The organism is Flavobacteriales bacterium (assembly GCA_016704485.1).
In the GTDB taxonomy this organism is placed as follows: Bacteria; Bacteroidota; Bacteroidia; order Flavobacteriales_F; family PHOS-HE28; genus PHOS-HE28.
Map to the genome: position 1 here is coordinate 451,878 of JADJAA010000002.1, position 25,357 is coordinate 477,234.

Annotated in this window: 22 protein-coding genes and 2 pseudogenes; 18 read left to right on the top strand and 6 right to left on the bottom strand. The window is 47.0% G+C overall.

All coding sequences use genetic code 11. The features are described from left to right. Positions 1 to 196 precede the first annotated feature (196 nt). The 3 genes from IPF95_12990 to IPF95_13000 are packed head-to-tail and all read right to left on the bottom strand — an operon-like array spanning position 197 to position 3,587. Positions 197 to 1,150 carry a methionyl-tRNA formyltransferase gene (locus IPF95_12990; protein ID MBK6475604.1) on the bottom strand — a complete coding sequence of 318 codons (954 nt, stop codon included), beginning with the start codon at positions 1,148 to 1,150 and terminating at the stop codon, positions 197 to 199. Beyond that, positions 1,147 to 1,740, bottom strand: coding sequence for a DNA-3-methyladenine glycosylase (locus tag IPF95_12995; protein ID MBK6475605.1), 594 nt, complete (start codon positions 1,738 to 1,740; stop codon positions 1,147 to 1,149). Before IPF95_12995 ends, IPF95_12990 begins: the two co-directional genes overlap by 4 nt. Then, the gene (locus tag IPF95_13000; GenBank protein ID MBK6475606.1) at positions 1,737 to 3,587 is read right to left on the bottom strand and encodes a RecQ family ATP-dependent DNA helicase; all 1,851 of its coding nucleotides are present in this window, start codon (positions 3,585 to 3,587) and stop codon (positions 1,737 to 1,739) included. Before IPF95_13000 ends, IPF95_12995 begins: the two co-directional genes overlap by 4 nt. Before the next feature lie 85 nt (positions 3,588 to 3,672). On the opposite strand from IPF95_13000, the gene IPF95_13005 reads away from it, so the two are divergent. Beyond that, entirely contained in the window at positions 3,673 to 4,740 is a 1,068-nt protein-coding gene (locus tag IPF95_13005) for a branched-chain amino acid aminotransferase (protein ID MBK6475607.1), read from the top strand. An 89-nt stretch (positions 4,741 to 4,829) separates the two neighbouring features. Here IPF95_13005 and IPF95_13010 read toward each other — a convergent pair whose 3' ends face one another. Continuing rightward, positions 4,830 to 5,336 carry a J domain-containing protein gene (locus tag IPF95_13010; protein MBK6475608.1) on the bottom strand — a complete coding sequence of 169 codons (507 nt, stop codon included), beginning with the start codon at positions 5,334 to 5,336 and terminating at the stop codon, positions 4,830 to 4,832. An 87-nt stretch (positions 5,337 to 5,423) separates the two neighbouring features. Between IPF95_13010 and IPF95_13015 the strand changes: the two genes are divergently transcribed. Continuing rightward, positions 5,424 to 6,752 (top strand): carboxypeptidase-like regulatory domain-containing protein, encoded by a 1,329-nt coding sequence (locus IPF95_13015; GenBank protein ID MBK6475609.1) that lies wholly within the window; start codon positions 5,424 to 5,426, stop codon positions 6,750 to 6,752. Between the two features lie 22 nt (positions 6,753 to 6,774). On the opposite strand, the pseudogene IPF95_13020 reads toward IPF95_13015, so the two are convergent. Then, positions 6,775 to 7,540: pseudogene (locus IPF95_13020) on the bottom strand (IS5 family transposase). 536 nt (positions 7,541 to 8,076) lie between these two features. Between IPF95_13020 and IPF95_13025 the strand changes: the two are divergent. Together IPF95_13025 and IPF95_13030 are read left to right on the top strand one after the other, a co-directional pair. Then, a complete protein-coding gene (locus IPF95_13025; GenBank protein MBK6475610.1) occupies positions 8,077 to 8,634 on the top strand; it encodes an NAD(P)H-dependent oxidoreductase in 558 nt (185 codons plus the stop codon). Positions 8,635 to 8,672: 38 nt separating this feature from the next. Beyond that, positions 8,673 to 9,920: an amidohydrolase family protein gene (locus tag IPF95_13030; protein ID MBK6475611.1), complete on the top strand. Its 1,248-nt coding sequence runs from the start codon at positions 8,673 to 8,675 to the stop codon at positions 9,918 to 9,920. Positions 9,921 to 10,013: 93 nt separating this feature from the next. Here the strand turns inward: IPF95_13030 and IPF95_13035 are convergent, their stop codons facing one another. Continuing rightward, positions 10,014 to 11,186 (bottom strand): MFS transporter, encoded by a 1,173-nt coding sequence (locus tag IPF95_13035; protein MBK6475612.1) that lies wholly within the window; start codon positions 11,184 to 11,186, stop codon positions 10,014 to 10,016. Positions 11,187 to 11,683: 497 nt separating this feature from the next. Here IPF95_13035 and IPF95_13040 point away from each other — a divergent pair, with 497 nt between their 5' ends. From IPF95_13040 to IPF95_13105, 14 genes and pseudogenes are all read left to right on the top strand, one after another. After that, positions 11,684 to 12,562 carry an IS4 family transposase gene (locus tag IPF95_13040; protein ID MBK6475613.1) on the top strand — a complete coding sequence of 293 codons (879 nt, stop codon included), beginning with the start codon at positions 11,684 to 11,686 and terminating at the stop codon, positions 12,560 to 12,562. Continuing rightward, positions 12,537 to 12,911, top strand: coding sequence for a transposase (locus tag IPF95_13045; GenBank protein ID MBK6475614.1), 375 nt, complete (start codon positions 12,537 to 12,539; stop codon positions 12,909 to 12,911). The genes IPF95_13040 and IPF95_13045 overlap by 26 nt, the downstream gene beginning before the upstream one ends. Positions 12,912 to 12,999: 88 nt before the next feature. Further along, the gene (locus IPF95_13050; protein ID MBK6475615.1) at positions 13,000 to 13,149 is read left to right on the top strand and encodes a hypothetical protein; all 150 of its coding nucleotides are present in this window, start codon (positions 13,000 to 13,002) and stop codon (positions 13,147 to 13,149) included. A gap of 21 nt (positions 13,150 to 13,170) precedes the next feature. Then, positions 13,171 to 15,387, top strand: coding sequence for an FUSC family protein (locus IPF95_13055; GenBank protein ID MBK6475616.1), 2,217 nt, complete (start codon positions 13,171 to 13,173; stop codon positions 15,385 to 15,387). A gap of 63 nt (positions 15,388 to 15,450) precedes the next feature. Continuing rightward, the gene (locus tag IPF95_13060; protein MBK6475617.1) at positions 15,451 to 15,834 is read left to right on the top strand and encodes a nuclear transport factor 2 family protein; all 384 of its coding nucleotides are present in this window, start codon (positions 15,451 to 15,453) and stop codon (positions 15,832 to 15,834) included. An 88-nt stretch (positions 15,835 to 15,922) separates the two neighbouring features. Further along, complete coding sequence (locus IPF95_13065; protein ID MBK6475618.1) at positions 15,923 to 16,855, top strand: DsbA family protein; 933 nt, start codon at positions 15,923 to 15,925, stop codon at positions 16,853 to 16,855. A 51-nt stretch (positions 16,856 to 16,906) separates the two neighbouring features. Beyond that, complete coding sequence (locus IPF95_13070) at positions 16,907 to 18,022, top strand: mechanosensitive ion channel family protein (protein ID MBK6475619.1); 1,116 nt, start codon at positions 16,907 to 16,909, stop codon at positions 18,020 to 18,022. Between the two features lie 69 nt (positions 18,023 to 18,091). Continuing rightward, positions 18,092 to 20,596 (top strand): copper-translocating P-type ATPase, encoded by a 2,505-nt coding sequence (locus IPF95_13075; GenBank protein ID MBK6475620.1) that lies wholly within the window; start codon positions 18,092 to 18,094, stop codon positions 20,594 to 20,596. Between the two features lie 201 nt (positions 20,597 to 20,797). Next, complete coding sequence (locus IPF95_13080; protein MBK6475621.1) at positions 20,798 to 21,859, top strand: 2,3-butanediol dehydrogenase; 1,062 nt, start codon at positions 20,798 to 20,800, stop codon at positions 21,857 to 21,859. Between the two features lie 35 nt (positions 21,860 to 21,894). After that, a complete protein-coding gene (locus IPF95_13085) occupies positions 21,895 to 22,368 on the top strand; it encodes a DNA starvation/stationary phase protection protein (protein MBK6475622.1) in 474 nt (157 codons plus the stop codon). Positions 22,369 to 22,412: 44 nt separating this feature from the next. Further along, positions 22,413 to 23,885, top strand: coding sequence for a catalase (locus IPF95_13090; protein MBK6475623.1), 1,473 nt, complete (start codon positions 22,413 to 22,415; stop codon positions 23,883 to 23,885). A gap of 5 nt (positions 23,886 to 23,890) precedes the next feature. Further along, positions 23,891 to 24,193, top strand: coding sequence for a ribosome-associated translation inhibitor RaiA (raiA, locus tag IPF95_13095; protein MBK6475624.1), 303 nt, complete (start codon positions 23,891 to 23,893; stop codon positions 24,191 to 24,193). A gap of 115 nt (positions 24,194 to 24,308) precedes the next feature. Next, a pseudogene (gene tnpA, locus IPF95_13100) lies at positions 24,309 to 24,748 on the top strand (IS200/IS605 family transposase). A 129-nt stretch (positions 24,749 to 24,877) separates the two neighbouring features. Then, positions 24,878 to 25,243 carry a hypothetical protein gene (locus IPF95_13105; GenBank protein ID MBK6475625.1) on the top strand — a complete coding sequence of 122 codons (366 nt, stop codon included), beginning with the start codon at positions 24,878 to 24,880 and terminating at the stop codon, positions 25,241 to 25,243. Positions 25,244 to 25,357 lie beyond the last annotated feature (114 nt).

Consider the following 25,357-nt stretch of genomic DNA (forward strand, 5'->3'; position numbering starts at 1 on the left):
GAAATGCCCGTCTGTCAAGGGTTTCAGGCGTAAAAGGGTCAGAATGTTGATAAACAGGGCGTTTTGTTGATAACTGTCTCTGTATCCCGCCCCCAGCAAGGTTTTTAGAAACCGCTCGTTTTGAACTTACTAGTCGTTGAGTCAACGGTAGTTCAGCGCTTATCTTAGCAGGACCCATATCAAAGTGAACGTAAATTCACAACAGTGAGATACCATGAATGGTTCGAAGACCGTGTACGAATTCTTTAGCGTTCATCCGTCGTTTGCCTTCTGCTTGTACCTCCATTGCTTCTATCCATTTGTCTGAACATGCAATTTGCATTACACCTTCAAGAATGCGCACAGTACCCGGTTCCTCTGTACACGATGTATTGGTCATTCGTGTCCGCAATACCTTGAAGTGAGAAGTAGTTCCTTCACTTTGCCAGTGGCACCAAGCTCCTGGGAATGGAGACATACCGCGCACAAGATCATGAACTGAACGTGCTGTTCCGTTGAAATGGATCCGGGTTCGTTCAGGTCCGATCTTGGGTGCAACACGCGGTTCGCGATCTACTGGTAGGACTTGTGGTCTGGCTATTGCGGTACCATTGAACAGGTCATGAACTGTACGGACCATGAGTGTCGCACCAATGACCATCATTCGATCATGCAGTTCACCAGCGGTTTCATCCGGTCCGATCTCCAGTGGCGCTTGTAAAAGGATATCACCAGTGTCGATGGCATGCTGGATCTTGAATGTGGTAACGCCCGTGGTACGTTCACCATTGATCACCGCCCAGTTGATCGGAGCCGCTCCACGATAGTCAGGTAATAGGGATGCATGCAAGTTGACCGTACCATATTCCGGTCTGTTCCATACGACCTCTGGCAACATGCGGAATGCAACAACAACATAAAGCGACGCATTGATCTGGTCCAGTTCTTCCAAGAATGCGGGGTCCTTCAACTTGGGTGGTTGAAGTACAGGAATATTCAATTCCAATGCGCGCTCTTTAACTGCCGATCCACGCAACTGCCTCCCACGTCCTGCGGGTTTATCGGGTGCCGTGATCACAGCCGCTACATCTAACCCAGCAGAGACCAATGCGTTAAGTGTACCCACAGCAAACTCTGGAGTACCCATGAAAATAATGCGGTCGTTGTTCATAGTAGGTGCGAAGGTGCGATCCGGAATCGATATGGCAATAAAGCATCCGGTCCGGCATAGTCGATCCCGATACGTGGCCCAACGATCACGTGCGATGGCGTTACAGTAATTCCATGATCCTCCAACCGAATTAGGCCGGAAGAAAGGTCTGTTCCGGAATGATCGGTCCGAATGCCGAGCGCTTGCGTCAACGTACCCGGACCAGCGGTGGTGAGCGTATCGGAACCACGTCTTTCCTTCATGGTTGGTAACCCCGTTGTCGGATGCATGGCCCTTACCAAGACCGCATGCGGGACACCGGTAACATTGGTCACCACATTGAATAGATGATGGATCCCATAGCATAGATATACATAAGCAATTCCTCCCGCTGCGTACATGGGTTCGTTACGCGCTGTGCGTTTGCCTCCGTGAGCATGAGAAGCTTTATCGGTCGCTCCTGCATATGCTTCGGTTTCCGTAATGATACCAGAAGTGCGTATCCCGTTAAAGTTGGTCACGATCACTTTTCCAAGTAGTTCACGTGCAATACGAACAACATCCGTTCCTTGATAGAAGCTGGAAGGAAGCGTGTTCAGAACAGAATTCATTGATCTTTTGCTGATGGCTTTTCGAATTCGTCATTCCTCCACCGTTTCTCACGATCGGGTATATCGAATTCCGTCAAGGGCTCATTCACTGCGCTACTGACAGGACCCGGTGTATAAGCAACCGCCGCTCGACATACATCGCATTGGCCACAATCATTGAGGTCGGGCTCATCGAAATAGGAGAGTAGGACGCGGACCCGACAGGTGCTCGTATTCTTTACGTATGCCAACATAGCTTCTAAACGTTGCATGGCACGTTGTTTCCGCAGTTCCAAAGCGGCCGGGTCAAGCCTAAGCCGGTCGGAATCCACGCGCGGTGTGAGCAGCGTTACCGTAGGGGCATCATTCTTTGGTTTGTAGGCTATCATTTTTTGATGGTCCAATTCCTTCAATAAGGAATTGACCTTGCGGGCATCAGTACCTATCAGTTTTGCAAGACGAACTTCATCAACAACCGCACTTTCCTCGTAGAGACCACCATAGAGTCTTAGCAATGCTTCCAAGATGGGTCCATGCTTTTTGCTGGTAACACGCAAGTCATAGACAACCTTATGTGTCGTACGAATGAACACACGAGAAGGAGAACTAACGCCTTCTGATAACACGATCTTGCCATCGAGCTCCAATGCTTTGAGCGAATGGTGAACAACGGTTGGCGGCAAGGAAGTGCGAGTGCTCAACGCCGCTGTATCGAGATCATACGTTTCCAGCTCACCTGAACCAAGTGCGATCCCATGGATATCCGCGAAAGCTTGGTAAACACGCCTCACATCCGTAAGTTCAGGGAAAGCCGCCAGTGTGCGGTCGCGCAAATTCTCATCATCTCCAGGTCCTACGATCAGGAAGGCATAAGCCATTTTTCCATCTCGCCCACCGCGTCCTGCTTCCTGGTACAAGCTCTCCATATCCGGAGGTAGCTCCATATGCACAACGGCACGTACGTCGGGCTTGTCGATCCCCATCCCGAAAGCGTTCGTAGCTACTACGCACCGTAGTTTTCCGGAAGTCCATTCCTTTTGGATACGATCACGCTCGGCGGAACTTAGCCCCGCATGATATGCTTCTGCCGAGATGCCGTGATGGTGTAGGAATCGGGCTGTACGGATCGTTCCTTTTCTGGTCCTTAAATACACAATGGAACTACCATCAACCTTTTGCATTACCCGAAGCAAACGTCCGTGCTTATCATCTCCTTGGCTGGTCCATAGGACCAATTCAGGCCGTAGAAAACTGCCTCGTACCATGTGCGGTCCACGGAAGGCGAGTTTCTCCATGATATCCGTTGCCACCACGCTGGTCGCTGATGCCGTAAGTGCAAGCACGGGTATGTTCGGCACCCGCTCCCGTACAAGTCGGATCTTTAAGTACGCCGGCCTGAAATCATAACCCCATTGTGAAATACAATGTGCTTCATCAATGGCAATCAAACCCAAAGGAAGCCGTGGAAGACGAGCTTCGAAAAGCTCACTTCCCAACCGTTCCGGCGAAACATAGAGGAACGAAAGTTTGCCAACGGCTGCGCTTTCGAGCACATTCTCCATTTCCGGATAGGACATTCCGGAAGTGATCGCGCGTGCTGCCACACCTGCCTTTTGCAAGTGTTCAACTTGGTCTTTCATCAATGCGATCAATGGTGACACAACCAAACAAAGTTTCCCCATGGCAAGCGCGGGCACCTGGAAACACACGCTTTTTCCACCTCCTGTTGGTAAAAGGGCAAGTGTGTCCTTACCGGCCATCACAGCGTGAATGATCTCTTCCTGCTTGGGTCGAAAATCAGTATGTCCCCAGTATTTTTGGAGGACCTCATTGATCGATAGTGGCGAATAACCGCCCTTAGTTAGCATCTTTTATATCTTGTGGAACGGATATGTCAGTTCGTGGCATGTCCAAAACGCTACATTTGTTATTAACAGATAAAGACGAAGTTGGATGATAACCACCGGGCAAAAGATAGCCATACAACCGACCACTGCCTCACGATTGCCTGATACAGACCTCGCGAATATCAAGTTCGGTCGAGTATTCTGCGACCATATGTTCATGATGGACTATAAGGATGGAGAGTGGCGGACACCTACAATTTCACCGTTCGCAGATCTTCGGATGAGTCCAGCAAGTTTGGTGTTGCATTACAGCCAGACCATTTTTGAGGGAATGAAGGCGTACAAACAAAAGAATGGTACGACCGCCATATTCAGACCGAAGGAGAATATAGCGCGCATGAACAAGAGCACGGAACGCATGTGCATGCCGCATATACCGGAAGATCTGTTCTTGGAGGCATTGATCGAACTTGTGCGTTTGGATCGCAATTGGATCCCGGACGGAGAGGAATCCGCGATGTACATCCGTCCGTTCATGTTCGCCAGTGATGAATACATCGGAGTGCGACCGAGCGATGGTTATAAATTCATCATTTTCACTGGACCTGTGCGAGGTTATTACGCCAAACCAGTGAATGTAAAGATAGAGACCAAATACAGCCGGGCATTTCCAGGAGGTACTGGTGAGGCGAAGTGCGGAGGAAATTATGCGGGTGGTCTTTATCCCGCGATGTTAGGAGCTAAGGAAGGTTTCGATCAGCTGATCTGGACGGATGGACTTACCCATGAACACATCGAAGAGAGCGGCACGATGAACGTATTCTTCAACATCGATGGTACACTGGTGACCCCTGACCTGGATGGGACCATACTCCATGGCATTACACGCGATAGCATTCTACGCATCGCCGGTGATCAAGGAAACAAAGTGGAAACCAGGAAGGTCAGCGTAAAGGAAATAGTGGAAGCGGCACGAAAAGGAACACTGCGTTCTGCATTTGGAGCTGGAACTGCTGCTACGATCGCACACATCCAAAGCATTACGCACAACGGAGAACGTTTCGAGCTTCCCGAAGTTTCGAACCGTGAGATCGCGAATAGTATTGGCACTGTTCTGAGCGATATCCGTCTGGGAAGGATTGCTGATCCATATGGATGGATGGTCCCTGTTTGACGTAATTCAAATGATCTGAACAAGAAAAGACCTTTTTAAGGTCTTTTCTTGTTTTGGGATATTGAACTTATCACAGAAGCGCAATATCATCACGGTCTATCCGTATTGCTGCGCATTGCGATCCTCAACCCATCAATACTATCGGGAATTACTACTAGACCGGGTACGGTCAAGAGCATTACGTATGCTGGCCAATCAAGCAATGTGTAGCCGGCCATAACGCCAAGAACGATCGAAATGCCAAAGATCAAACCTGTAAGATGGAGTCCGACAAATGCAAAATAAGGCACACTACGATCCTGTTCCGCGTCGTGTTGATGCGAAGCTTTCCGGCGTCTATCCGTTGCTTTAGGAGTGACGTGTTTTGAACAATGACCGACCAAATGATGGTCGAAGATCATGCGGCGATACGGGTCGCTAAGCACGTTGTAGGCCTCGCTGACCAGGATGAACCGCGTGTGAGCACCAGGCGAAGCATTCACGTCCGGATGACATTGTTTCACACGATCACGATACGCACGCTTAATGGTTTCCGAGCTTGCGTCATTGCGCACACCCAGCACTTTGTAATGGTCATAGTTGAGCCGTTCTGCCATGCAAAGAATTGATCGGACACGTAATAATTGAGGTGAATTTATGCAATATCAGAATGCCATGCATCCTAAATTAGTAACACATTGGGGATGAAGATCCATATCATGTTGGTCATTTTACTGTTCTCCATGGGACCGTTGTGCAACGCACAAAATGGATCCTACTCGGGACTGGTATTGGATAGCGCAGGAGGCTTTCCATTGGCCGGAGTGCATGTAAAAGGTGGAGAACACGGCGATGCGATCACAGATAATGTAGGGGAATTCAAATTACGTTCCAGCTCGAAGCGAAGTGTTGAGCTCGAGTTCTCGTTCACTGGTTACTACAACCAACGTCGAACGATCAAGTGGAGCGAAGTTGATCAGGACGAACAATTGGTTGTGTACTTATCATCAAGGTCCGAAGAGCTTTTGCCTGTTGTGATCAGGTCCGGGCCGGAAGTGGTGTATCAACGAAAAGACCTGCATGTTGGGGCTTACCATGTGAACGGTGATGGCCTGTGGGTGCTGGTCTATGAAAAGCCAAAGCTCTGGCATAGCACTGGATCGGTTGGCGAGCAAGTATTCAAAGGCGCACGGATGTATTTGTTGGATACGCTGTTCAATGAACGGTCTGTTGTCGACCTGGATGGAGAGGTACTTGCACTGTACCATGATCGCGATCAGCAGCCGATCATTGAGGGCCGTTCAATGGCTTGGTATGCCCATGAAGAAAGCGCGGATATCATCCTGCATCCAATAGATAAACAAGTGCTTCATGACGGGATCCTTCCATGGACCGACAGTGTGCCTGGCTATTTATTGGGCAGCAACCTTTCCCATACCTATCCTGCATTCAGCCACATTGCGTATGACCCGGAACGAAATGAAGCAAACGCCTTTTGTTCCGTAGAGGATGAATTTCTGGTTGAGCTGTTCCGCAGTGAATACAAGTACATGACCGGTACCAACAAAGTCATCGCCATGAACTTGGAAACAGAACTTGGCATCGACAAGGAGATCATTGCGGGCTATATGACACGATTCTACGAACACCTTTATTTCAAAGTGCCTTATGCGCCATTGTTCCGGATGAACGACACGTTATGCGTGTTCGACAAATACAAGCAAACCATCCGCAAATACGCATTGGACTTGCAACCCGCAGGCGAAGTGCACTTCAGTGAAAGCTGCGGGCGAGAGCGTTGGGACCACTTAGTGCAGGATGCAAGTACTGGAACGGTCTATGCGCAATTTTCACATGGACCGATCACCACGCTACGTGCTATAGATACCACTACCGGTTCCTTCGGTAAAGCATTTGCGCTGGGACATCCGTTTCCGGAAGAGGTACAAGTGAATGACGGGTTTGTCTATTTCGTTTACCGGACATTCGGGTCTTTGCAGCGGCGGACCTTGTATCGGGAGCTGGTGGAGTGATCTTGTCATATTAGAAGCCATCTCAAAAATAACTTTTGAGAATTATCATTACGCAAGCCAACTGCACCATGCCTAAGAAGAGGTCTGCATGGTATTCATACCGAACGAATGTACGGCGCGAGTTAAACAACCACGCGAACAACCTTTCGACCTTCCAGCGGCGTTTGTAGCGCCGTAATTCCCGTCCATCTTGATGCACTTGTCGTTTTCTGTTACTCCTGTGCGGACATACCAGTTGGATTCCGCGTTTCTTCAATGTGCGTCTTAGTTTGTCACTGTCGTACGCCCTGTCGGCGATCACACGTTTGGGCTTTATGGCACACGAACGGATCGTCCTATCGGCTAGCTTTACTTCATGGGTGCTGGCGCTAAAGGCCCGTACGGTGAGAGGAATACCAACAGCGTCTGTGACTGCCATGATCTTGGTGCCTTTCCCTTTCTTAGTAGGTCCAACACAAGCCCCCCTTTTTTGGCACTTGCGAAGGTGCCATCGATAAAGCATTCGGTAATGTCGATCTTCCTCGATCGCGTAGATCCGATGCAAGAGCATGCAGCAGTTTATCCCAAGAACCGCTCTTGCACCAGTGTTTGTGGTACCGATGGCAAGTCTGGTATGGCGGGTATCTGCCAGGTAGATCTGCCCATGGTGCACCGGTCCGGCATATCCACAAGATCCCGTTAAGCACCGCACGTGGATCTTGTCTGGGCCTGCCACGTGTTTCGCTCTTATGAAAAATACTTGTAAGCGGTTTTTCCAACACTTCCCATTGCTTGTCGCTGATGTCCATCGCTTTTCTTAGCGAAGTACATTGCGCCAAAGAAGAAGATCAACTGGAACATTAAAAAGTTGATCAAAGCCCAGTGTTCATAGATAACTTAGGCAATGCTTATTTTTGAGATTCCTTCTAGTAGTATGATTAGGCTTAATGTCAAGACGCTATGCATTAATGCAGCGGAAGTTCTGAAATTGTGATTACCTATGGTCATGTCACCAGCCCATTGGACACACTATGGTTCTTCTACGTATTGCTAAGGGCGTATTTCAGTGCCATAAATGCATTGGGATAGTCTTCAATTACATACCACAATTGTTCACATCTGTCGGATACAGGAGCTATCAACGGATTTTGATAGGTTGTGTGATGTACAAAGGTTCTTCGCGTAGATCAGTCATTTGCACAGCAACGCGCGGATTAAATCTGCCGATATACAAAGCTCTATGCTGCGCCCCGACCATCACTCTTTAGCAGATCTGAGAAGTTTCGCTTCTGTTCTGTAGCTTCGGTCCAACGTAAATCGAAACAGCACAGATCCACGCACTGTCATGAAAAAGCATAAAATTGCAGTTATCGTAGGAAGTCTTCGTAAAGAGTCCTTTAACTTAAAAATAGCCAAAGCTATGATGGCTATGGCACCAGGGGCATTGTCAATGGAACTGGTGGATATATCAGGCCTTCCAATGTTCAATGAAGATCTAGAAAGCGATCCGCCTGAAGAATGGCTATCGTTCAAGGAACAGATCAATGCTTCAGACGGGCTTCTATTCTTCACTCCTGAATACAATCGCTCTGTACCTGGGGTCTTGAAGAACGCCATAGATGTCGGTTCTCGACCTTATGGACAAAATTCCTGGGGCGGAAAACCTGGCGCTATTGTAAGCGTATCCATTGGTGGTATCGGTGGCTTTGGAGCCAATCACCATTTGAGGCAGTCTCTAACGTTCGCTAACGTGCCTACTATGGCACAACCAGAAGCTTACATCAGTGGAGCTACCGAACTTTTTGACGCTGAAGGAAACCTGAAGAACGACTCCACCAAAGGATTCTTGAAGAGCTTTATCGAAGCCTTTGAAAAATGGGTTGGTACGAATGCACAGAAATAGAGAACGTAAAATATTCACTAACGTTAAATTCATCAACCATGAAGAAGAAGTTTTTTAATGCGAAAATTTATCGCAACGAAGCTGCAACTGAAATAATTGTAGAAAATGGAAAAATCAGTCAAATAGGAACTGATTTGCCCAAATGCGATGAAGAAATTGATCTTAATGGCAAACTAGTATTGCCACCTTATGTAGATCCACATTTACATTTAGACTATGTTTATACATTATCGGAACTTGGGCAAGAAGGTGCTGGTTCTGGAACCTTGTTCGAAGCGATAGAATTATGGCCACAATTCAAAAAAACGCTAACTGTAGAAAGCGTAAAAAGGTTGGCTATGAAGGGGATTAAAGACGAAGTTTCCCAAGGTGTACAACATATTAGAACACATATAGATGTGACAGATCCCAACTTTACAGCGCTAAAAGCAATGTTGGAAATGAAACAAGATTTAAAAGATATTGTTGATATTCAAATTGTTGCCTTTCCACAAGAAGGAATGTACATGTATAAAGGTGGACGAGATTTAGTGGAAGAAGCACTTAGAATGGGAGCTGATGCAGTAGGTGGAATTCCACATTATGAACCTGCTAGAGAGTTTGGTGAAAAATCCATTCACGATACTGTTGAGCTTGCTCTAAAATATGACAAATTGATTGATGTACATTGTGACGAAACTGATGATCCGCATTCGCGCTTTTTAGAACTATTAAATGCACTTGTTTACTTAGAAGGTTATGGTAGTAAAGCCACAGCAAGTCATACGTGTTCTTTTGGTTCCGCAGATGATTCTTATGCCTTTAGAATGATGGATATATTCAAAAAGAGTGAGATTAACTTTATCTCGTGTCCAACTGAAAATGTCTATCTACAAGGTCGTCAAGACACCTATCCTAAACGTCGTGGATTAACGAGAGTGAAGGAATTTATAGAATACGGAATAAATGTAGCTTTTGCTCAAGACTCTATCAACGATCCATGGTATCCAATGGGGAATGGTAACATGATGAATATTTTGGACAATGGAATTCACTTAGCTCAAATTATGTCTTCGGATGATGTAAAAACAAATTTTGATCTAATCACTTATAACGGTGCACGTTGCATGAACATTCAGGACAGTTATGGTTTAGAAGTAGGTAAAGCAGCCAATTTTATTGTGTTGAATGAAGATTCGGTTTACGAAGCCATTCGGAAAAGAGTTGATGTATTGGCTTCTGTACGTAATGGGGACTTCCTATTCCGCAGAAAGGAAATGGCGTACTCAATTCCATTGAGTCTATAAACATACTTCTGCATTATTGCGCATTAACACAAAAAGACCGTTATCAATAAAGATAACGGTCTTTTTCATTACAAACTGAATTTCTATACAAAGCTAACCTAACGTCTTTTTAGCAAAAAAGGAAATGAGCAGACCCGGTATAGCCAAGGCAATTGCAAAATAGATCAAACTCATGGGAGAATAAATTCCGAGTAGCAGCCCTGCTACAGAAGTTGCAAGCATTATGGATGAATTAAATACGGAAGACTGTACCGAAGTGGCTACATCTATCGCACTCTCTACTTGCCTGCTTACGGCCGCTTGTAACAAGGTCACTAGCGGGCCAAACGACAGCCCCCATAAAAAGAAGGCTAAATGCCCCATACCTATAGTTCTACCGAACATGAGAAAAACAGCCATAGAAATAATTAGCAAAGCAAACATGGATATCGTTAGCAGTCTCAAGTGCTTGTCGGTGTATTTTATTGCCAACAAAACAGAAATCAAAGAGCCCGTACCAAAAAGTAGCAAGGCACTTTCGATCCCTCCGGCCAGCTGAATTTCATCTACTAGGCTTGTGATATACACGTATACCCCATAATGCCCGATCACACCAAGCAGTGTAAGCAGAACTACAAGCAATACTGCCGGTATTTTTAAGAGTGCTAAGGGCGAGGAGCTATTGGTAAGTTTCTCTCCCGGTGTGGATGGCAATGTAAAAAAACTGATCAAGGCAATAATAAGAATAACGACTCCAAGACCAATAAATTCGGTACGCCATCCATAGTTGTTTCCGATAGAAGTAACAATGGGCATTCCGATACTAATACCCAACGTATTTCCTGCCATTATCACTGCGATGGCCTTCCCGTGTTGCTTTTCATCTACAAGTCGCATTCCGTAAGCTGCTATCATTGGCCACATCACACCAGCACAAATTCCTCCGACGACCCTTAGGGCAATAATAGCGGTATAGTCATTTAAAAACCCTGCTACAATATTGGAAATAGCAAACCCACCAAGCAAGATCAACAATAAATATTTGCGGTTGAAACGCATTGTCATTGAAATGAGAGGTATTGCGAAAATAGCAGAAGCGATGGCGTAGTAACCCACCAGGTTACCGGTTTGCACCTCACTAATATTTAAATCGGCCATTATTTGCGGAAGAACCCCCGATGGCATCAACTCAGATAGTATGCCAACAAAAGTTACGGAAGACATCAAGATCATGATTAGCCATGGAAAAACAACTTTAGTTTTTTTAGTTAAGCTTTGTTTGCTCATGGCTAATGTTTTTCCTGGTTAACAATTGGAAATTATTCGGATGTTAATTTAAGCATAATTCGAAAGGCGGGAGACATTTTGGCGCAATTTCTATTTAGGGTATCGATAAGAGATTAAAGAAGTACAAATCACCTGCTCTGAATTGAAGATAGCCGAATTTCAGAATGACAAATGGGCCTTGAAAAACCAAATTTAAGTGTAAGTCGACGTTCAATGGAGGTGGCATTGTTGAGCCCAGAAAAGGGTGGGTACGTCAGTATTTGAAGCTCTTTTGCTAAGCCTCGACTTTCTTTTATTCCTTTTCTTGATTTTGAACATACCGCTTGGTCAAATCTCTACCCGAACCTATTATACTCACGAAATGCCCATTTGCTTAAAAGTGATTCCCAAGTCACTGCCGTCCGGAACAATAGAACGGACCGGATAATTTTGCACTGCTAAAATAGGAAAGGGACCCCTGATTGCGTCGCGGATCCCTTTCCATAATTAATGGTACCATGGGCAAAATTAAGGCAAAGGCTGGAACTCCGGTTTACGGACAGCTGTTATCGCTTATCAACCGAAAAGACTTCCATAATGCGGTAGTTGAAACCGGTGCAGACTTCGCTGTAAAGAAGCTCAATACATGGACCTTGATGGGGTCTATGATTTTTGCCGTGTTGCAAAGAACTTCAGGGCTTCGCGAACTCACCAGTGGTTTAGCGGGTTATAGCGAAGGTCTGAAACACTTGGGGTTTACTCACCTGCCCAAACGCAGCACCGTAAGCGATGCGAATAAGAAGCGGCCACCAGAGTTGTTCGCTAGGGTTTTTGCGGACATATACCGCCGATATAGACACTATTTATCGGACAGCAGTTTGCCAAAGAACGAACGTTGGCTACGTAATTTGTTCTTGGTAGACTCAACCACAATTACACTTTTCAAAGAGATCATGAAGGCTTGTGGGCGCACTCCTGCCGACGGAAAACGCAAGGGCGGGGTGAAGGTCCACATGGGTATGCACCTTACTGAAGAAGTGCCATCTCTGATTCGGATTACCAAAGCGGCCACCAACGACAAGCAGTTCATGCCTGAGTTCAAGAACATGGCCAAGGGAACCATATTGGTGTTCGACAAGGCGTACATGAACTACCCTTTGTATAGGCACTGGGGTAAGACCGGGGTGCATTTTGTTACGCGCCTAAACCTGCGAAGCACAGGTGCAAATACTTCGCGATCGCACGGTAAGCGCAAGCGCCAAGAAGGCTGGAGTACTCAAAGACCAATGGGTTCTGCTGGGCCACGAAGGCGAACTCAACCCTATACTGTTGCGCTTGATAACCTACTACGACCAGACCTTCAAACGCACCTTGCAATTCATTACCAACATGGGTAAAATGGGACCGGTGAACGTAGCCCAAGCCTATAAACAGCGGTGGCAAATTGAGATACTATTCAAGCGTCTCAAGCAGAACCTGAAGTTTACCGACTTCCTAGGTGACAATGAGAACGCGATCCGGATCCAGATCTGGTGCGCCTTGATCGCGGATCTATTGGTAACGATCAAGCGCAAATTATTCTCCTTCAAGATCCAGCCAGCATATTCAACGATGGTGGGCCTAGTGCGATTGCATTTAATGCGTTATGTGGATCTAAAGGAATTGTTGCTGAGCCCTGATGATCCTACACTTTTCGGATCGCCACCAACTCAACAACTTACGTTTTTTAACTTCGGACCACCCTAACTTTAGTGTCCAGCAGACCAGTTCAACAAAACCAGGTCTTCCAGAACGTCAATCTGCCGAGCTAGGATTGTTCCGGACGGCAGTGATTATGAAATCACTAAAAAACATCATCGTTGCAACCGACTTTAACGACTCTTCGGTCAATGTTCTGGATAACGCAATACATCTCGCCCAAGCATTCAAGTCCAAGGTCACCCTCAAACACGAAGACGCATTCGAAATAGCGATGACCACCTAGCATTATGAAATAGTATCGCGAATGTTGAAAAAGCCGACCACCTATATTTCCGAGTACCTCAAGGAGCTACTACAAATCTTAAAGAGTACCAGTTTCTCAAGAGCTGTACTGGTCGGAATTGCAGTCTCCCTACCTATCATACTGGGCATACGGTTCGACCAGTACGAGATCGGTCTGGCTCTCTGTTTCGGAGCATTCTGGAGTTCGCCCAGCGATATCAGTGGGAGTTTCCGCCACAAAAAGATCGGTATTCTCACCTCAGCGGCACTGGCCATGGTCGTTGGATTCATCGGGGGTTATCTGCACTATGAGACCTGGCTTGCCCTGTCCGTGATCGGTTTTCTCGGCTTTGGTATCGCTTACCTCTCGATCTATGGATTCAGGGCCTCGCTCGTCAGCTTCTCTGGTCTACTGGCTTTAGTACTCAGCTTTGCTCACGACGCCGAAGAAATTGCGATCTATCAATTCGCGCTGTTCATTGGCCTAGGAGGTGTCTGGTATTTGCTATTAGCTAAGATCTGGTATCATATCCACCCTACCGAAGAAACAGAAGAATTGTTTTCGGAGACTTATGTGCTCACAGCTGAGTTCTTAGAAACTCGCAGGAAATTGGTCGACCCGTACAACGACCGCGAAGACTTGATGTCCAAGAACATGAAGTTGCAAAGCGAGCCTACTACAAAGCACGAGTCTCTAAGAAGGATACTGATCAGTAAGAGATCTACTCGTGGTCATTCCGACTATCAGGATAGGCGGCTGTTAGTATTCGTACAATTGGTCGAAATGATGGAGACTGCCATCGCCAATCCGGTAAACTACGATCGTATGGACGTGCTCTTCAGCGCTAATCTTAGATACCTTCAACTAATTCAGGATCTAATATACGAAATGGCGCGCCAACTGCGAAGGATCTCCGAGGCGGGAAACGATACAAGAAAACTCCCAGCAAGCGATGCATTGGAAAAATGTTTTGAAGCAACACGCATTGAATTATCCTCAAGATATCGAACACTAAGGTCTGAGGAATATCTCATGCTCGAAAATCTGCTAGGCTATCAGGAAAAGCAATTCAAAAAACTAAAAAGGATAAAGCAACTATTGGACGAAAAAGGCACCATAGATATCAATATCATCGATAGAAAAGCAGCTAAACGATTTGTTGTTTCTCAAGAATTAGATCCGGATCTTGTACTCAGGAACTTCAGTTTCAAGTCCACCATATTCAGGCACTCTCTACGCTTGGCCGTCACTATCATGATCGGCTATACACTGGGTTCGCTCTTCCCATTTCAGAATCCATACTGGATCCTGCTGACGATCATCGTCATAATGCGACCTAGTTACGGCCTCACAAAAAGTAGGGCCAAAGACCGTATGGTTGGCACACTCATCGGGGGGCTTGTCGCCATCGGCATGGTCTTCTTCATACAGAATCCCTATGCCTACGGAGTCTTAGCTATCGTCTTTCTCGTCTTTGCCATTGCACTCGCGCAGAGGAACGCCAGGTCGGCAGCCATCTTCATCACCTTGAATGTGGTCTTCATCTTTGCCCTGCTCAGTCCTGATATCATGACCGTGATCAAGTTCCGCATTGTCGACACCCTGGTCGGTGCAGGATTGTCGTATGCCGCGATGCGCTGGCTGTGGCCCACGTGGGAGTCGACTGAGATCAAGGCGAGCATCGAGAAAAGCCTGCGGGCCAATAAGGAGTTCCTCCACGAGATAGGCGAATACTATCAGAAGAAGGGTGACCTTCCGATCGGCTATAGGTTGGCACGCAGAGAAGCATTTTTACAGACCTCCGATCTGAATTCAGCCTTTCAACGCATGGCACAGGAGCCCAAGTCCAAACAGTATGCGATGGAAAGGAACTATGAACTAGTTGTCCTCAACCATACTTTTCTCGCTTCACTCGCTTCTTTGAGTACCTTTATTCAGAGCCATGAGACCACCGAGGCATCGGAACAATTCGAACATGCTATCGGGAAGATCAGGCAGAACTTGGATATGACGCTGCAATGCACAAAAGACGCTTCTTGCGAAGTGGCGAAGACCTATACTGACAATGCAGCATTTTTCGAGGATCAGCTACCAGACTTCAGCGCAACAGGGTCAGAGCACTTTACCGCAAAGAGCGAGCGTATGATACGTATTTTACAAGAGGCGCATCTGGTGTGGGAACAATTGCAGTGGCTGTACTCGATAAGTGCGAGAATGCTCAAGGTGACTGTATCATGAGTTGGCGATAGAGAGTGGTAGATGTAGAAGAAATACGATAAACAATACAAAGAGAACGAAAACATGAAAAAATCAGCAAAAGCTGTAGTAGACACCATGTTCGCGGCATTCGCCAGTGGCGATGTGGACGCATTCGTAGCCACCGTCTCTGAGGACACCGTGTGGATATATCATGGCACACAGATCATTCCCAGTGGAGTGTTCGAGAAGAAAGAAGGTGTGCGGGCATTCATGAACAGCATCCTCAACAGGACCGAGATCATCAACTTCGAACCACTCGAATTCATCACGGAGGGCAACAAGGTTGTAGTCCGGGGTAGGGAGCATCAGCGTGTGAAGCGATCGGGCCGCGAGCTCAAACAGGAATGGGTGCAGATCTATACCGTTGAGAACCACCTGATCACGCAGATGGAGGAGTTTGCAGCTTCAGAAGAAGTGAAGAAATGAAACGATGAAAATCCGACTGGATCTCTTTATACTGATCACGTCACTGCTCAGCCTTACAGCATGTCAGGGACAATCAAATGCAAAGAACATGAACGAGGACAAGACAAAGAACAATCCCTTGCTATGCGACCCTGAAACGGGTAGCTGTGAACTTCCCGGAGGCGAAACCAAAGAGGCGAGCATCACCCCATCTCCTACCACTGATAAGAAAGTGAAGCTCGTCTACTTCACTGATCCCATCTGCTCTTCCTGCTGGGGCATCGAGCCTCAATTGAGAAAGATCAAACTCGAATATGGTGATCACATCGATATCGAGTACCGCATGGGCGGCCTCTTACCCGATTGGAGTTATAACAGCGGAGGCATCAGCGGGCCTACTGATGTGGCCGGTCATTGGGACGAGGTGAGTATACATTATGATATGCCTATTGATGGCGACCTGTGGCTGGAAGACCCACTCGACTCTTCATATCCTCCATCGATCGCTTTCAAGGCTGCTCAACTGCAGGATGAAGCCAAAGCTCAATTGTTCATGCGAGAGATACGCGAGATGGTCTTTCTACAGAAAAAGAACATCGCTAAATGGGAGCACCTGGCCACGGCCGCAGCCGCAGTCGGGCTGAACGTAGAACAATTGAAAACAGACTTCGATGGCAAGGCCAAGTCGCTCTTTGAAGAAGATCTGAAGCTATCCAGAGAAAGCGGTGTCAGAGGATTTCCAACGATCATCGTTCTGGACAATTCTGGTCGGCAAGAAGTTGTTCATGGATCCAAACCCTATGCCTTCTACGAGATGGCCATTCTTAAGCTCGACCCGAACATCAGCAAGAATGAATACAGCAAGGATCCGGGGTCGCTCTTCTCAACGTATCATACGCTTACCGCCAAAGAGTATTCTGTGCTTTCGGGTACCCCAAGAGTGGAGAGTGAAGTGCTACTCAATGAGCTAACAGAAAAGGGAGTGCTCACTAGATCGACCACTAAGAATGGGTCGATCTGGGTGCGAAAGAACAGCAAGTGAACAAGCATGCAGATGTAGATGTCTTTGATCGAGAAACACAGCCAATAAATTATGGAAGAGTACTTCAACTCACACAGTTCAGATCTTATGTATGCCGCTTTGGTGGTTGCTGTGGTCATAGTACTTATTATAATTACACGCCTCTTAAACAAACGCTTTTTCAAAAGGAGGATGCAGCGAGCAGGTTATGACCTCATGCCCTCTCTTGACATAGCACAGCGACTGCTTACCCTACTTTGGATAGTCCTCGGTGTGATGGCCATCAGCTTCATCTTTGTTGATGATGGGTCTTATGGTATCATAGATGCTAATTTCAAGCTGGTCTTTTACTTAGGGGTGTTGACTGTGGTCACGATCATCGGTTCCGCAGCGATCAACCTTTGGTTTAAGCATGTGATACAGCGTAAGATCAGAGAAGGAGAAGACCCTACCAATGTCAAGTTTCTGCAATATGTGGCCGTAGGTGGAGTATATCTCACAGGTATACTATTTGGCTTGCTCGCCATACCCTCACTGCATGGAGTAGCGCAGACCGCGCTCGGTGGTGCAGGTGTCATTGCACTTATCGTAGGTATCTCATCACAAGAGGCATTATCCAACCTCATAGGCGGCATGTTTATCATCGCATTTAAGCCTTTTCGAATGGGTGATATCGTATCCATTGATGGTTCAATTGAAGGGGTCGTCACAGATATTACTTTACGTCATACGGTGATCCGTACTTGGCAGAACAGAAGAGTGGTCATTCCCAATTCGATCATCAATAAAGAGAAGGTGGTCAACTTCAATCTCGATGAAGAAAAATGCTGCGAGTACGTGGTCATTGGTATCTCTTATGACAGTAATGTAGACCTCGCCAAAGAGATCATGCGTGAGGAATGTGCCAAGCATCCATTCTACCTCGACAATCGTACCGAAGCGGAAAAGGCAGACGGAACTTCACTGGTAAGAGTTGCGGTGGTAGAGCTAGGAGACTCTGCTGTTAAAATACGTGCCTGGGCTTGGGCCGCGACTTACGGGCAATCCATTGCCATAAAGCGAGATGTATTTGAAACCATTAAAAAACGCTTTGACGCAGAAGGAATAGAAATACCATTCCCGCATAGCACGGTCTATGTAAGAGATGGTAAGAAAAAACAGAAGGAGACCGTATCAACAAGTGAGTAGAAGACGCTAGTGGATCAAGATCATTGAACCTGGTCAACAAAGTGCAAGAACTAACTATTCATCACACCAATGACACACACCTATCACATACACGGAATGACCTGCCAAGGCTGCCGCAGCCATGTGGAAGGAGTGCTCTCGAAGGTCAAAGGTGTTTCCAAGGCAACGGTCGACTTAGAAAAGGAAGAAGGTACCATCGTGATGGAGGAGCATATTTCCATTGAAGAACTTCAAACTGCACTGAAAAACGATGGTGGCAGCTATAGCATTCACCCGCTCGGAGATATGCCCAGAACAACTGAGAAGAAAGCGTCAAAAGGAACAGGCACCGGCAACTTCTATTGCCCCATGCACTGCGAGGGCGACAAGACCTACGACTCATCCGGAGACTGCCCCGTATGCGGCATGGACCTAGTAGTGGAGCAGAATTTATCCACTGTGTCATCAGCGCAATGGACCTGTCCGATGCATCCGGAGGTGGTGAAGGATGAATCAGGTTCCTGCCCGGTCTGCGGCATGGACTTAGTCCCTATGCAGGTTGACCTTTCTGCGGAAGAAAAGAACTATAAGGATCTTCTCCGAAAGTTCTGGATCGCAACGGCCTTCACTTTACCCATCTTCATCATTGCGATGAGCGAAATGATCCCGAAGAATCCGCTCTATGATCTCATGGAGCAGAAATATTGGAACTGGATCCAATTTGCGCTCTCCATCCCAGTCGTTTTCTATGCCACTTGGATGTTCTTCGAGCGAGCTTATCGTAGCATCAGGACGTGGAATCTCAACATGTTCACACTCATTGGGATCGGTGCGGGGGTGGCATGGTTGTTCAGCCTTATCGGGATGTTCTTCCCCGATGTATTTCCTGATCAGTTCAAGTCTCCTTCAGGCGCGGTACACGTCTATTTTGAAGCAGCAACCGTCATACTCACATTGGTTCTATTGGGCCAACTGCTAGAAGCCAGAGCGCATAGCCAGACCAATACCGCAGTAAAAGAACTCTTGAAACTCGCGCCTAACAAAGCCACACGCGTACTGGATGGGCACGAACAAGAAGTCAGCATTGATGAGATCCAATTGAACGATATACTCCGGGTAAGGCCGGGAGAAAAAATACCGGTCGATGGGAGTATCACTGAGGGCCAAACGAGCATCGATGAGTCCATGATCTCGGGCGAACCCATTCCAGTGAGCAAGGTGCAAGGCGACCAAGTGAGCAGCGGCACCATCAATGGCAATCAGACCTTCCTCATGAGGGCCGAGAAAGTAGGTAGCGACACCCTGCTCTCTCAGATCATCCACATGGTCAATGATGCCAGCCGCAGCCGGGCACCCATACAGAACCTGGCCGATACGGTATCCGGGTATTTCGTGCCAGCGGTGGTCATCATCTCGGTCATCACCTTCATAGTATGGGCGCTATGGGGGCCAGAACCCGCTTATGTCTATGCATTTGTGAATGCCATCGCTGTCCTGATCATTGCTTGTCCCTGTGCGCTGGGCCTGGCCACTCCAATGTCGGTGATGGTAGGCGTAGGTAAAGGAGCTCAAAACGGGGTCTTGATCAAAAATGCCGAAGCTCTAGAGAAGATGGATAGGGTGGATACACTCATCATCGACAAGACAGGTACCATCACCGAGGGTAGGCCAAGGGTGGAGAAGATCGGTGCTTTCGGCCAAGCGCTAAGTGAAAATGAAGTACTGCAGTACATTGTCTCACTCAACTCCAATAGCGAACACCCACTGGCCGATGCCACGGTGGAGTATGGCAAGGAGAAAGCAGTGGATATCGGGTCAAGTGGACTTGAGTCGGATAATTTCACGGCCGTCACCGGTATGGGCGTAAAGGCGAGTATCAAGGGGAAGCATGTGGCGCTGGGCAACCCGAAGATGATGGAGCAGGCCGAGGCAGAGATCGGTCATGAAATGGAATCGGAGGCGAAGCGCTATCAACAAGAAGGCAAGACCGTTTCCTATCTCTCCATTGATAAAACAGTAGTCGGCTATGTGGTCATAGGCGATAGGATCAAGGAGACGAGTGCAAAAGCGATCCGTGCACTTCAAGATATAGGGATCGAAGTCATTATGCTGACTGGCGACAATCACAATACCGCACAGGCAGTGGCCACTGAACTCGATCTGGCCGAATTCAAGGCCAGCATGTTGCCTGAAGACAAACTCAAAGAAGTAGAGCGACTACAAGCAGCTGGTAAGGTGGTGGCGATGGCCGGTGATGGCATCAATGATGCACCCGCCTTGGCCAAAAGCGATGTGGGTATCGCCATGGGCACAGGGACAGATGTGGCGATAGAGAGCGCCATGATCACCTTGGTGAAGGGAGACCTACAAGGCATCGTAAAAGCACGACATCTGAGTGATGGAGTGATGAAGAACATCAAGCAAAATTTATTTTTCGCCTTTATCTATAATTCCATCGGAGTGCCGATAGCAGCAGGAGTGCTATTCCCATTCTTCGGCATCCTTCTGTCACCCATGATCGCTGCATTGGCCATGAGTTTCAGTTCAGTTTCCGTGATTGTTAATGCCTTGAGATTAAGGAGTCTAAAACTTTGAATTTCATTCTATCCCTTTGGTGTTTTCTCTTTAATATATTCTCTATCGGTGCAGGGCTGAGGCAATCTAATTTCACAAACAACTCTTAACCACAGCTACGCTGACAGAAGTCATTAAAAGGGCAGATCAATACATATATAACAATTCACTCGAATCATCCTTTAATTTCGTAAGTTTGAAGTTCATAGAAAAGGAAGAATTATGGCAACTATGAAAGCCGCTCGCTGGCATGCAGCAAAAGACATTCGGGTAGAGGAGGCCACCATTCCAACACCCAACGACGACCAAGTAAAAATAGAAGTGAAATTCGCAGGTATCTGTGGCTCTGATCTCCACGAGTACAACCACGGCCCACAACTCATTCCCATTGATGCGCCATACCCCCTCAACGGCCATCAGGGCACCACAACACTGGGTCACGAGTTCGCAGGTGTTGTGAGTGAAGTTGGAAGAAACGTGACCAAGGTCAAGATCGGTGACCGAGTGATCGTAGAGCCGATCTTCAGAAATCCAGAGAGCCCTTTTATTGAAAGTGGAGAGTATAACCTCTCAGAGCCGTTGGGATTTGTAGGGCTCACGGCCAATGGTGCTTTCGCCAAGTATGTGGTGGTGGAGGAGTATATGGCGCACAAGATGCCTAAGAGCATGTCCTTTGAGCAAGGGGCCATCGTAGAGCCCGCAGCAGTCGCAGCCTACGGACTCCAGCAGAGCGGAATGAAGATGGGTGACACGGTGCTCGTCACAGGAGCTGGTCCGATCGGCTTGCTCACTGTTCAAGTCGCCATAGCCAGTGGTGCATCCCAGGTATTTGTTACGGATGTTTCAGAGGCCAGGCTGGTGAAGGCCAAAGAAGTTGGAGCCACGCAGACCTTTGATGCCAAGGATAAGGATATCCCAACGAAGATCCGAGAGATGACAGGTCATGGTGTCGATGTTTACATTGATGCCGCGGGTGTACAAGCATCATTCGACACGGGCATCAAGAGTTTGCGCAATGGAGGTACGGCGGTCTTGGTCGCACTCTTCTCCAAAAATGTTAGTCACGATGCCTTGGATCAGGCCTTGCGGGAGTTGACGATAAAAGGCATCATCGGTTATCGCAATATCTTCCCAGAGGTCATTGCGCTCATCAGCAGTGGAAGACTACCTGTGGAGAAGTTGGTCACCAGGACCATATCACTGGACGAGATCGTGGAAAAGGGCTTTGAAGCACTCGTCAATGACCCTTCAGAAGTAAAGGTCCTTGTTGATATGGCTCGATAAAATTCACACAAGACTCACCCGTTAAAACTAAGAAAATGGCAAAATTGAATGCGATCGGACTGGATATCAAGAAGTCCAAAGTCCTAGCAGATAAACTCAATGAACTGTTGGCGGACTATTCGGTCTTCTATCAGAACGTGAGAGGGTATCACTGGAATATCAGAGGAGATAAATTCTTTGAACTCCACGATAAGTTCCAGGAGATGTATGAGGATCTATTCATAAAGATCGATGAAGTGGCTGAGCGCATACAAACGCTCGGACACACGCCTAACCATCAGTTCTCCGCTTATCTAAAAGAAGCCAAGGTAAAAGAGAGCGCTGAGGTAGCCGATGGAATAAAGGATGTGAAAGACACCCTCGATTCCTTGAAGATCATCATCGCTCTCCAACGTGAGATCTTGGATCTATCTGCCGATGCTGATGATGAAGGAACCAACGCACTTATGAGCGACTACATCCGCGAGCAAGAGAAATTGGTCTGGATGTACTCTGCTTATTTGAATTGATCTTTTGTGGATCGATCTCCCGTCATTAAAACCAACATAGAACTATGGCTAAGAAGGATGATAAGAAGAAATTGGCCTCCGTTTCGGGCAGGCCTATCGCGGAGAATCAAAACGTAAAGACAGCGGGAAAGAGAGGCCCCATGATACTAGAAGACTTTTGGTTTCTAGAAAAACTGGCCCACTTCGATCGAGAAGTGATCCCTGAAAGGCGTATGCACGCCAAAGGTTCAGGAGCTTTTGGAACGTTCAAGGTCACGCACGATATTTCCAAGTATACACGAGCAAAATTGTTCTCAGACGTTGGAAAGAAGTCCGATGTCTTTGTTCGTTTTTCCACTGTAGCTGGAGAGCGGGGCGCAGCCGATGCAGAAAGAGATATTCGAGGATTTGCGATCAAGTTCTACACCGAAGAGGGCAATTGGGATCTAACGGGAAACAATACACCTGTATTCTTCTTGCGCGACCCCTATCGATTCCCTGACCTCAACAAAGCGGTGAAACGAGACCCCAAGACCAATTTGCGCAGTGCTAACCATAATTGGGATTTCTGGACTTTATTGCCCGAGGCATTACATCAGGTCACGATCACGATGAGTGACAGGGGAATACCTAGATCCTTTCGCCATATGCATGGATTCGGAAGCCACACATTCAGCATGATCGATGCTGATAATAAGAGGGTATGGGTCAAGTTCCACTTCAAAACGGAACAGGGAATCGAAAATCTGAGCAATGAGGAAGCGGGAGCCATCATAGCTGGTGATCGAGAAAGTAATCAGCGCGACTTGTTCGATGCCATTGAGAGAGGCGACTTCCCTAAGTGGAAAATGAAGATCCAAGTTATGACCGAGGCACAGGCAAAGGACTGTCCTTTTAACCCCTTCGACCTGACCAAAGTTTGGCCACATGGCGATTATCCCCTCATCGATGTCGGTGTAATGGAGTTGAATAGAAACCCCGAAAACTACTTCGCCGATGTAGAGCAAGCAGCCTTCAACCCGGCCAATGTAGTGCCTGGTATCGGCTTCTCTCCTGACAAGATGTTACAGGCCAGACTGTTTTCTTACGGAGATGCTCAGCGGTATCGACTCGGTGTGAATCACTATCAGATACCCGTGAATAAACCGCAGTGCCCCTTCCATAATTCATCCCGAGATGGAGCTATGCGCGTAGATGGCAATGAAGGTGGAACACTGCATTATTTCCCGAACAGCTACAGCCAATGGGAAGAACAAAAGGAGTTTACAGAACCGGGACTGAGCATCGAGGGCGAAGCCGATCATTATGACTTCAGGGAAGATGATAGCGACTACTTTTCTCAGCCCGGAAACCTTTTCCGATTGCTCACTGCGGATAAAAAAGAGCTCTTGTTTAAGAATACAGCGGCTGAAGTGGGTGGTGCCGAGATCTTTATTCAAGTGCGACACGCTCATAATTGCTATAAAGCGGATCCAGCCTATGGTGAAGGTGTGGCGAAAGCACTTGGATTGGATATTGAAGAAATCTTAAAAAAATAAACAACATGGAATACACGGAGAACATAACGGGGATCAAGATCAACGTGCAAGCGGTAGACATCACCATCGGAGAGGATGTGAAGGACGCGATACGCAAGTCCATTACGCGCTTGAGGCGCTATTTTGACCACATCGAATGGGCGGATATTTACTTGGAAGATAAAACGGAGAAAAAGACCGAGCAAAAGCAGGTAAGCATCCGCTTGGGCATTCCTGGTAATGATGCTTTCGCTTCAGAATACGGGGACAACTTCCACGCGCTATTGACGAGCGTAGAGGATAAGTTGAAAAGTCAATTAGAGAAGTGATAATGTTATTAAGCTATCTCATTCTTGAAACAAAGTCGAGTAGCTTTATTTTTCCTTGATAAACCATCTGCTTTGCTTGTGGTCATGTGCTTGAGGCCATGCCTATGTTTGCCTTCTGGGTAAATATAAGCGACTCAGCCATGTGGTTTATTAGTGCGATTACCATATGTGTGGGTGCCCAAGTACCGGTTTCGGATATTGAAAGGTGCAGTTAAGGAGCTGGTAGAGCATGATGATTGAATGCTTTGTGAGTGGAAACGATGCGTTGTTGAAGACTTAAGCGTTCAAGAGGATCATATCCATTTGCTTGTGTCTGTTCCATCGAAGATTTCTATATCGCAGCTTCTGGGAGTATTTGAAGGCAAACTGGCGATCAAAATATTCAGGAGCTATCCACAATTCAAACAGAAGCCGAACTGGGGGAATCACTTTTGGGCAAGAGGCTATTTCGGGAGCACGCTAGGTCTGGATGAGGATATGATCAAGCGGTACGTTCAGCATCAAGAAAAAGAGGAAAAGAAAGTCGAGGCTCTCCAACAGAGTTTCGAGTTCTGACGTGCCGCCCCTTAAAGGGACTTCTCAACACCACCTTCTATGAAGGTGGCTTTTTTACTTCAATTCGTACTAAAGTTACTAATTTTTGCTGATCTTCGATCAGAGTAAAAAGCAAAGAAAACAGTCAAAATGATAGTTAGCGAATTTAGCGATACCTGTAGGTTGTATGAGGGTTTCCAGGTGTGGGAGATCGAAAGCATAGATGCGTTCTTCAAAGGGAGTGAAATATTAGCCACCATCCTGAATGATTTCTATAAGATTCCAATTCAGGAATTTTCTGAAAAACGAAAGGACATTCCGGATAGCGACTTTGACATCATGAAAAACCTGTTAAGCCTAGTGGATAACAAATCGTTCTATCTATTTACCCTTCATGATGAGAACCATGTGGAACTAGTGGGGATGCAGAAAATGAAGACAATGGATTTCGGGATGGATATTGAGCATATAAGAAATGATCGTGTCTATGCCATGATAATGGACAAAAGGAAATAGGTGCAGTTAACATTGTAGGGTTAATGGACAAAACGAATGGTAAAACCTTCTGAAAGTCCTACCTGGCTTAGGTTAGAGGCCTTTCAAAGGTCATGAACCAAAAAAGTGCTCTTT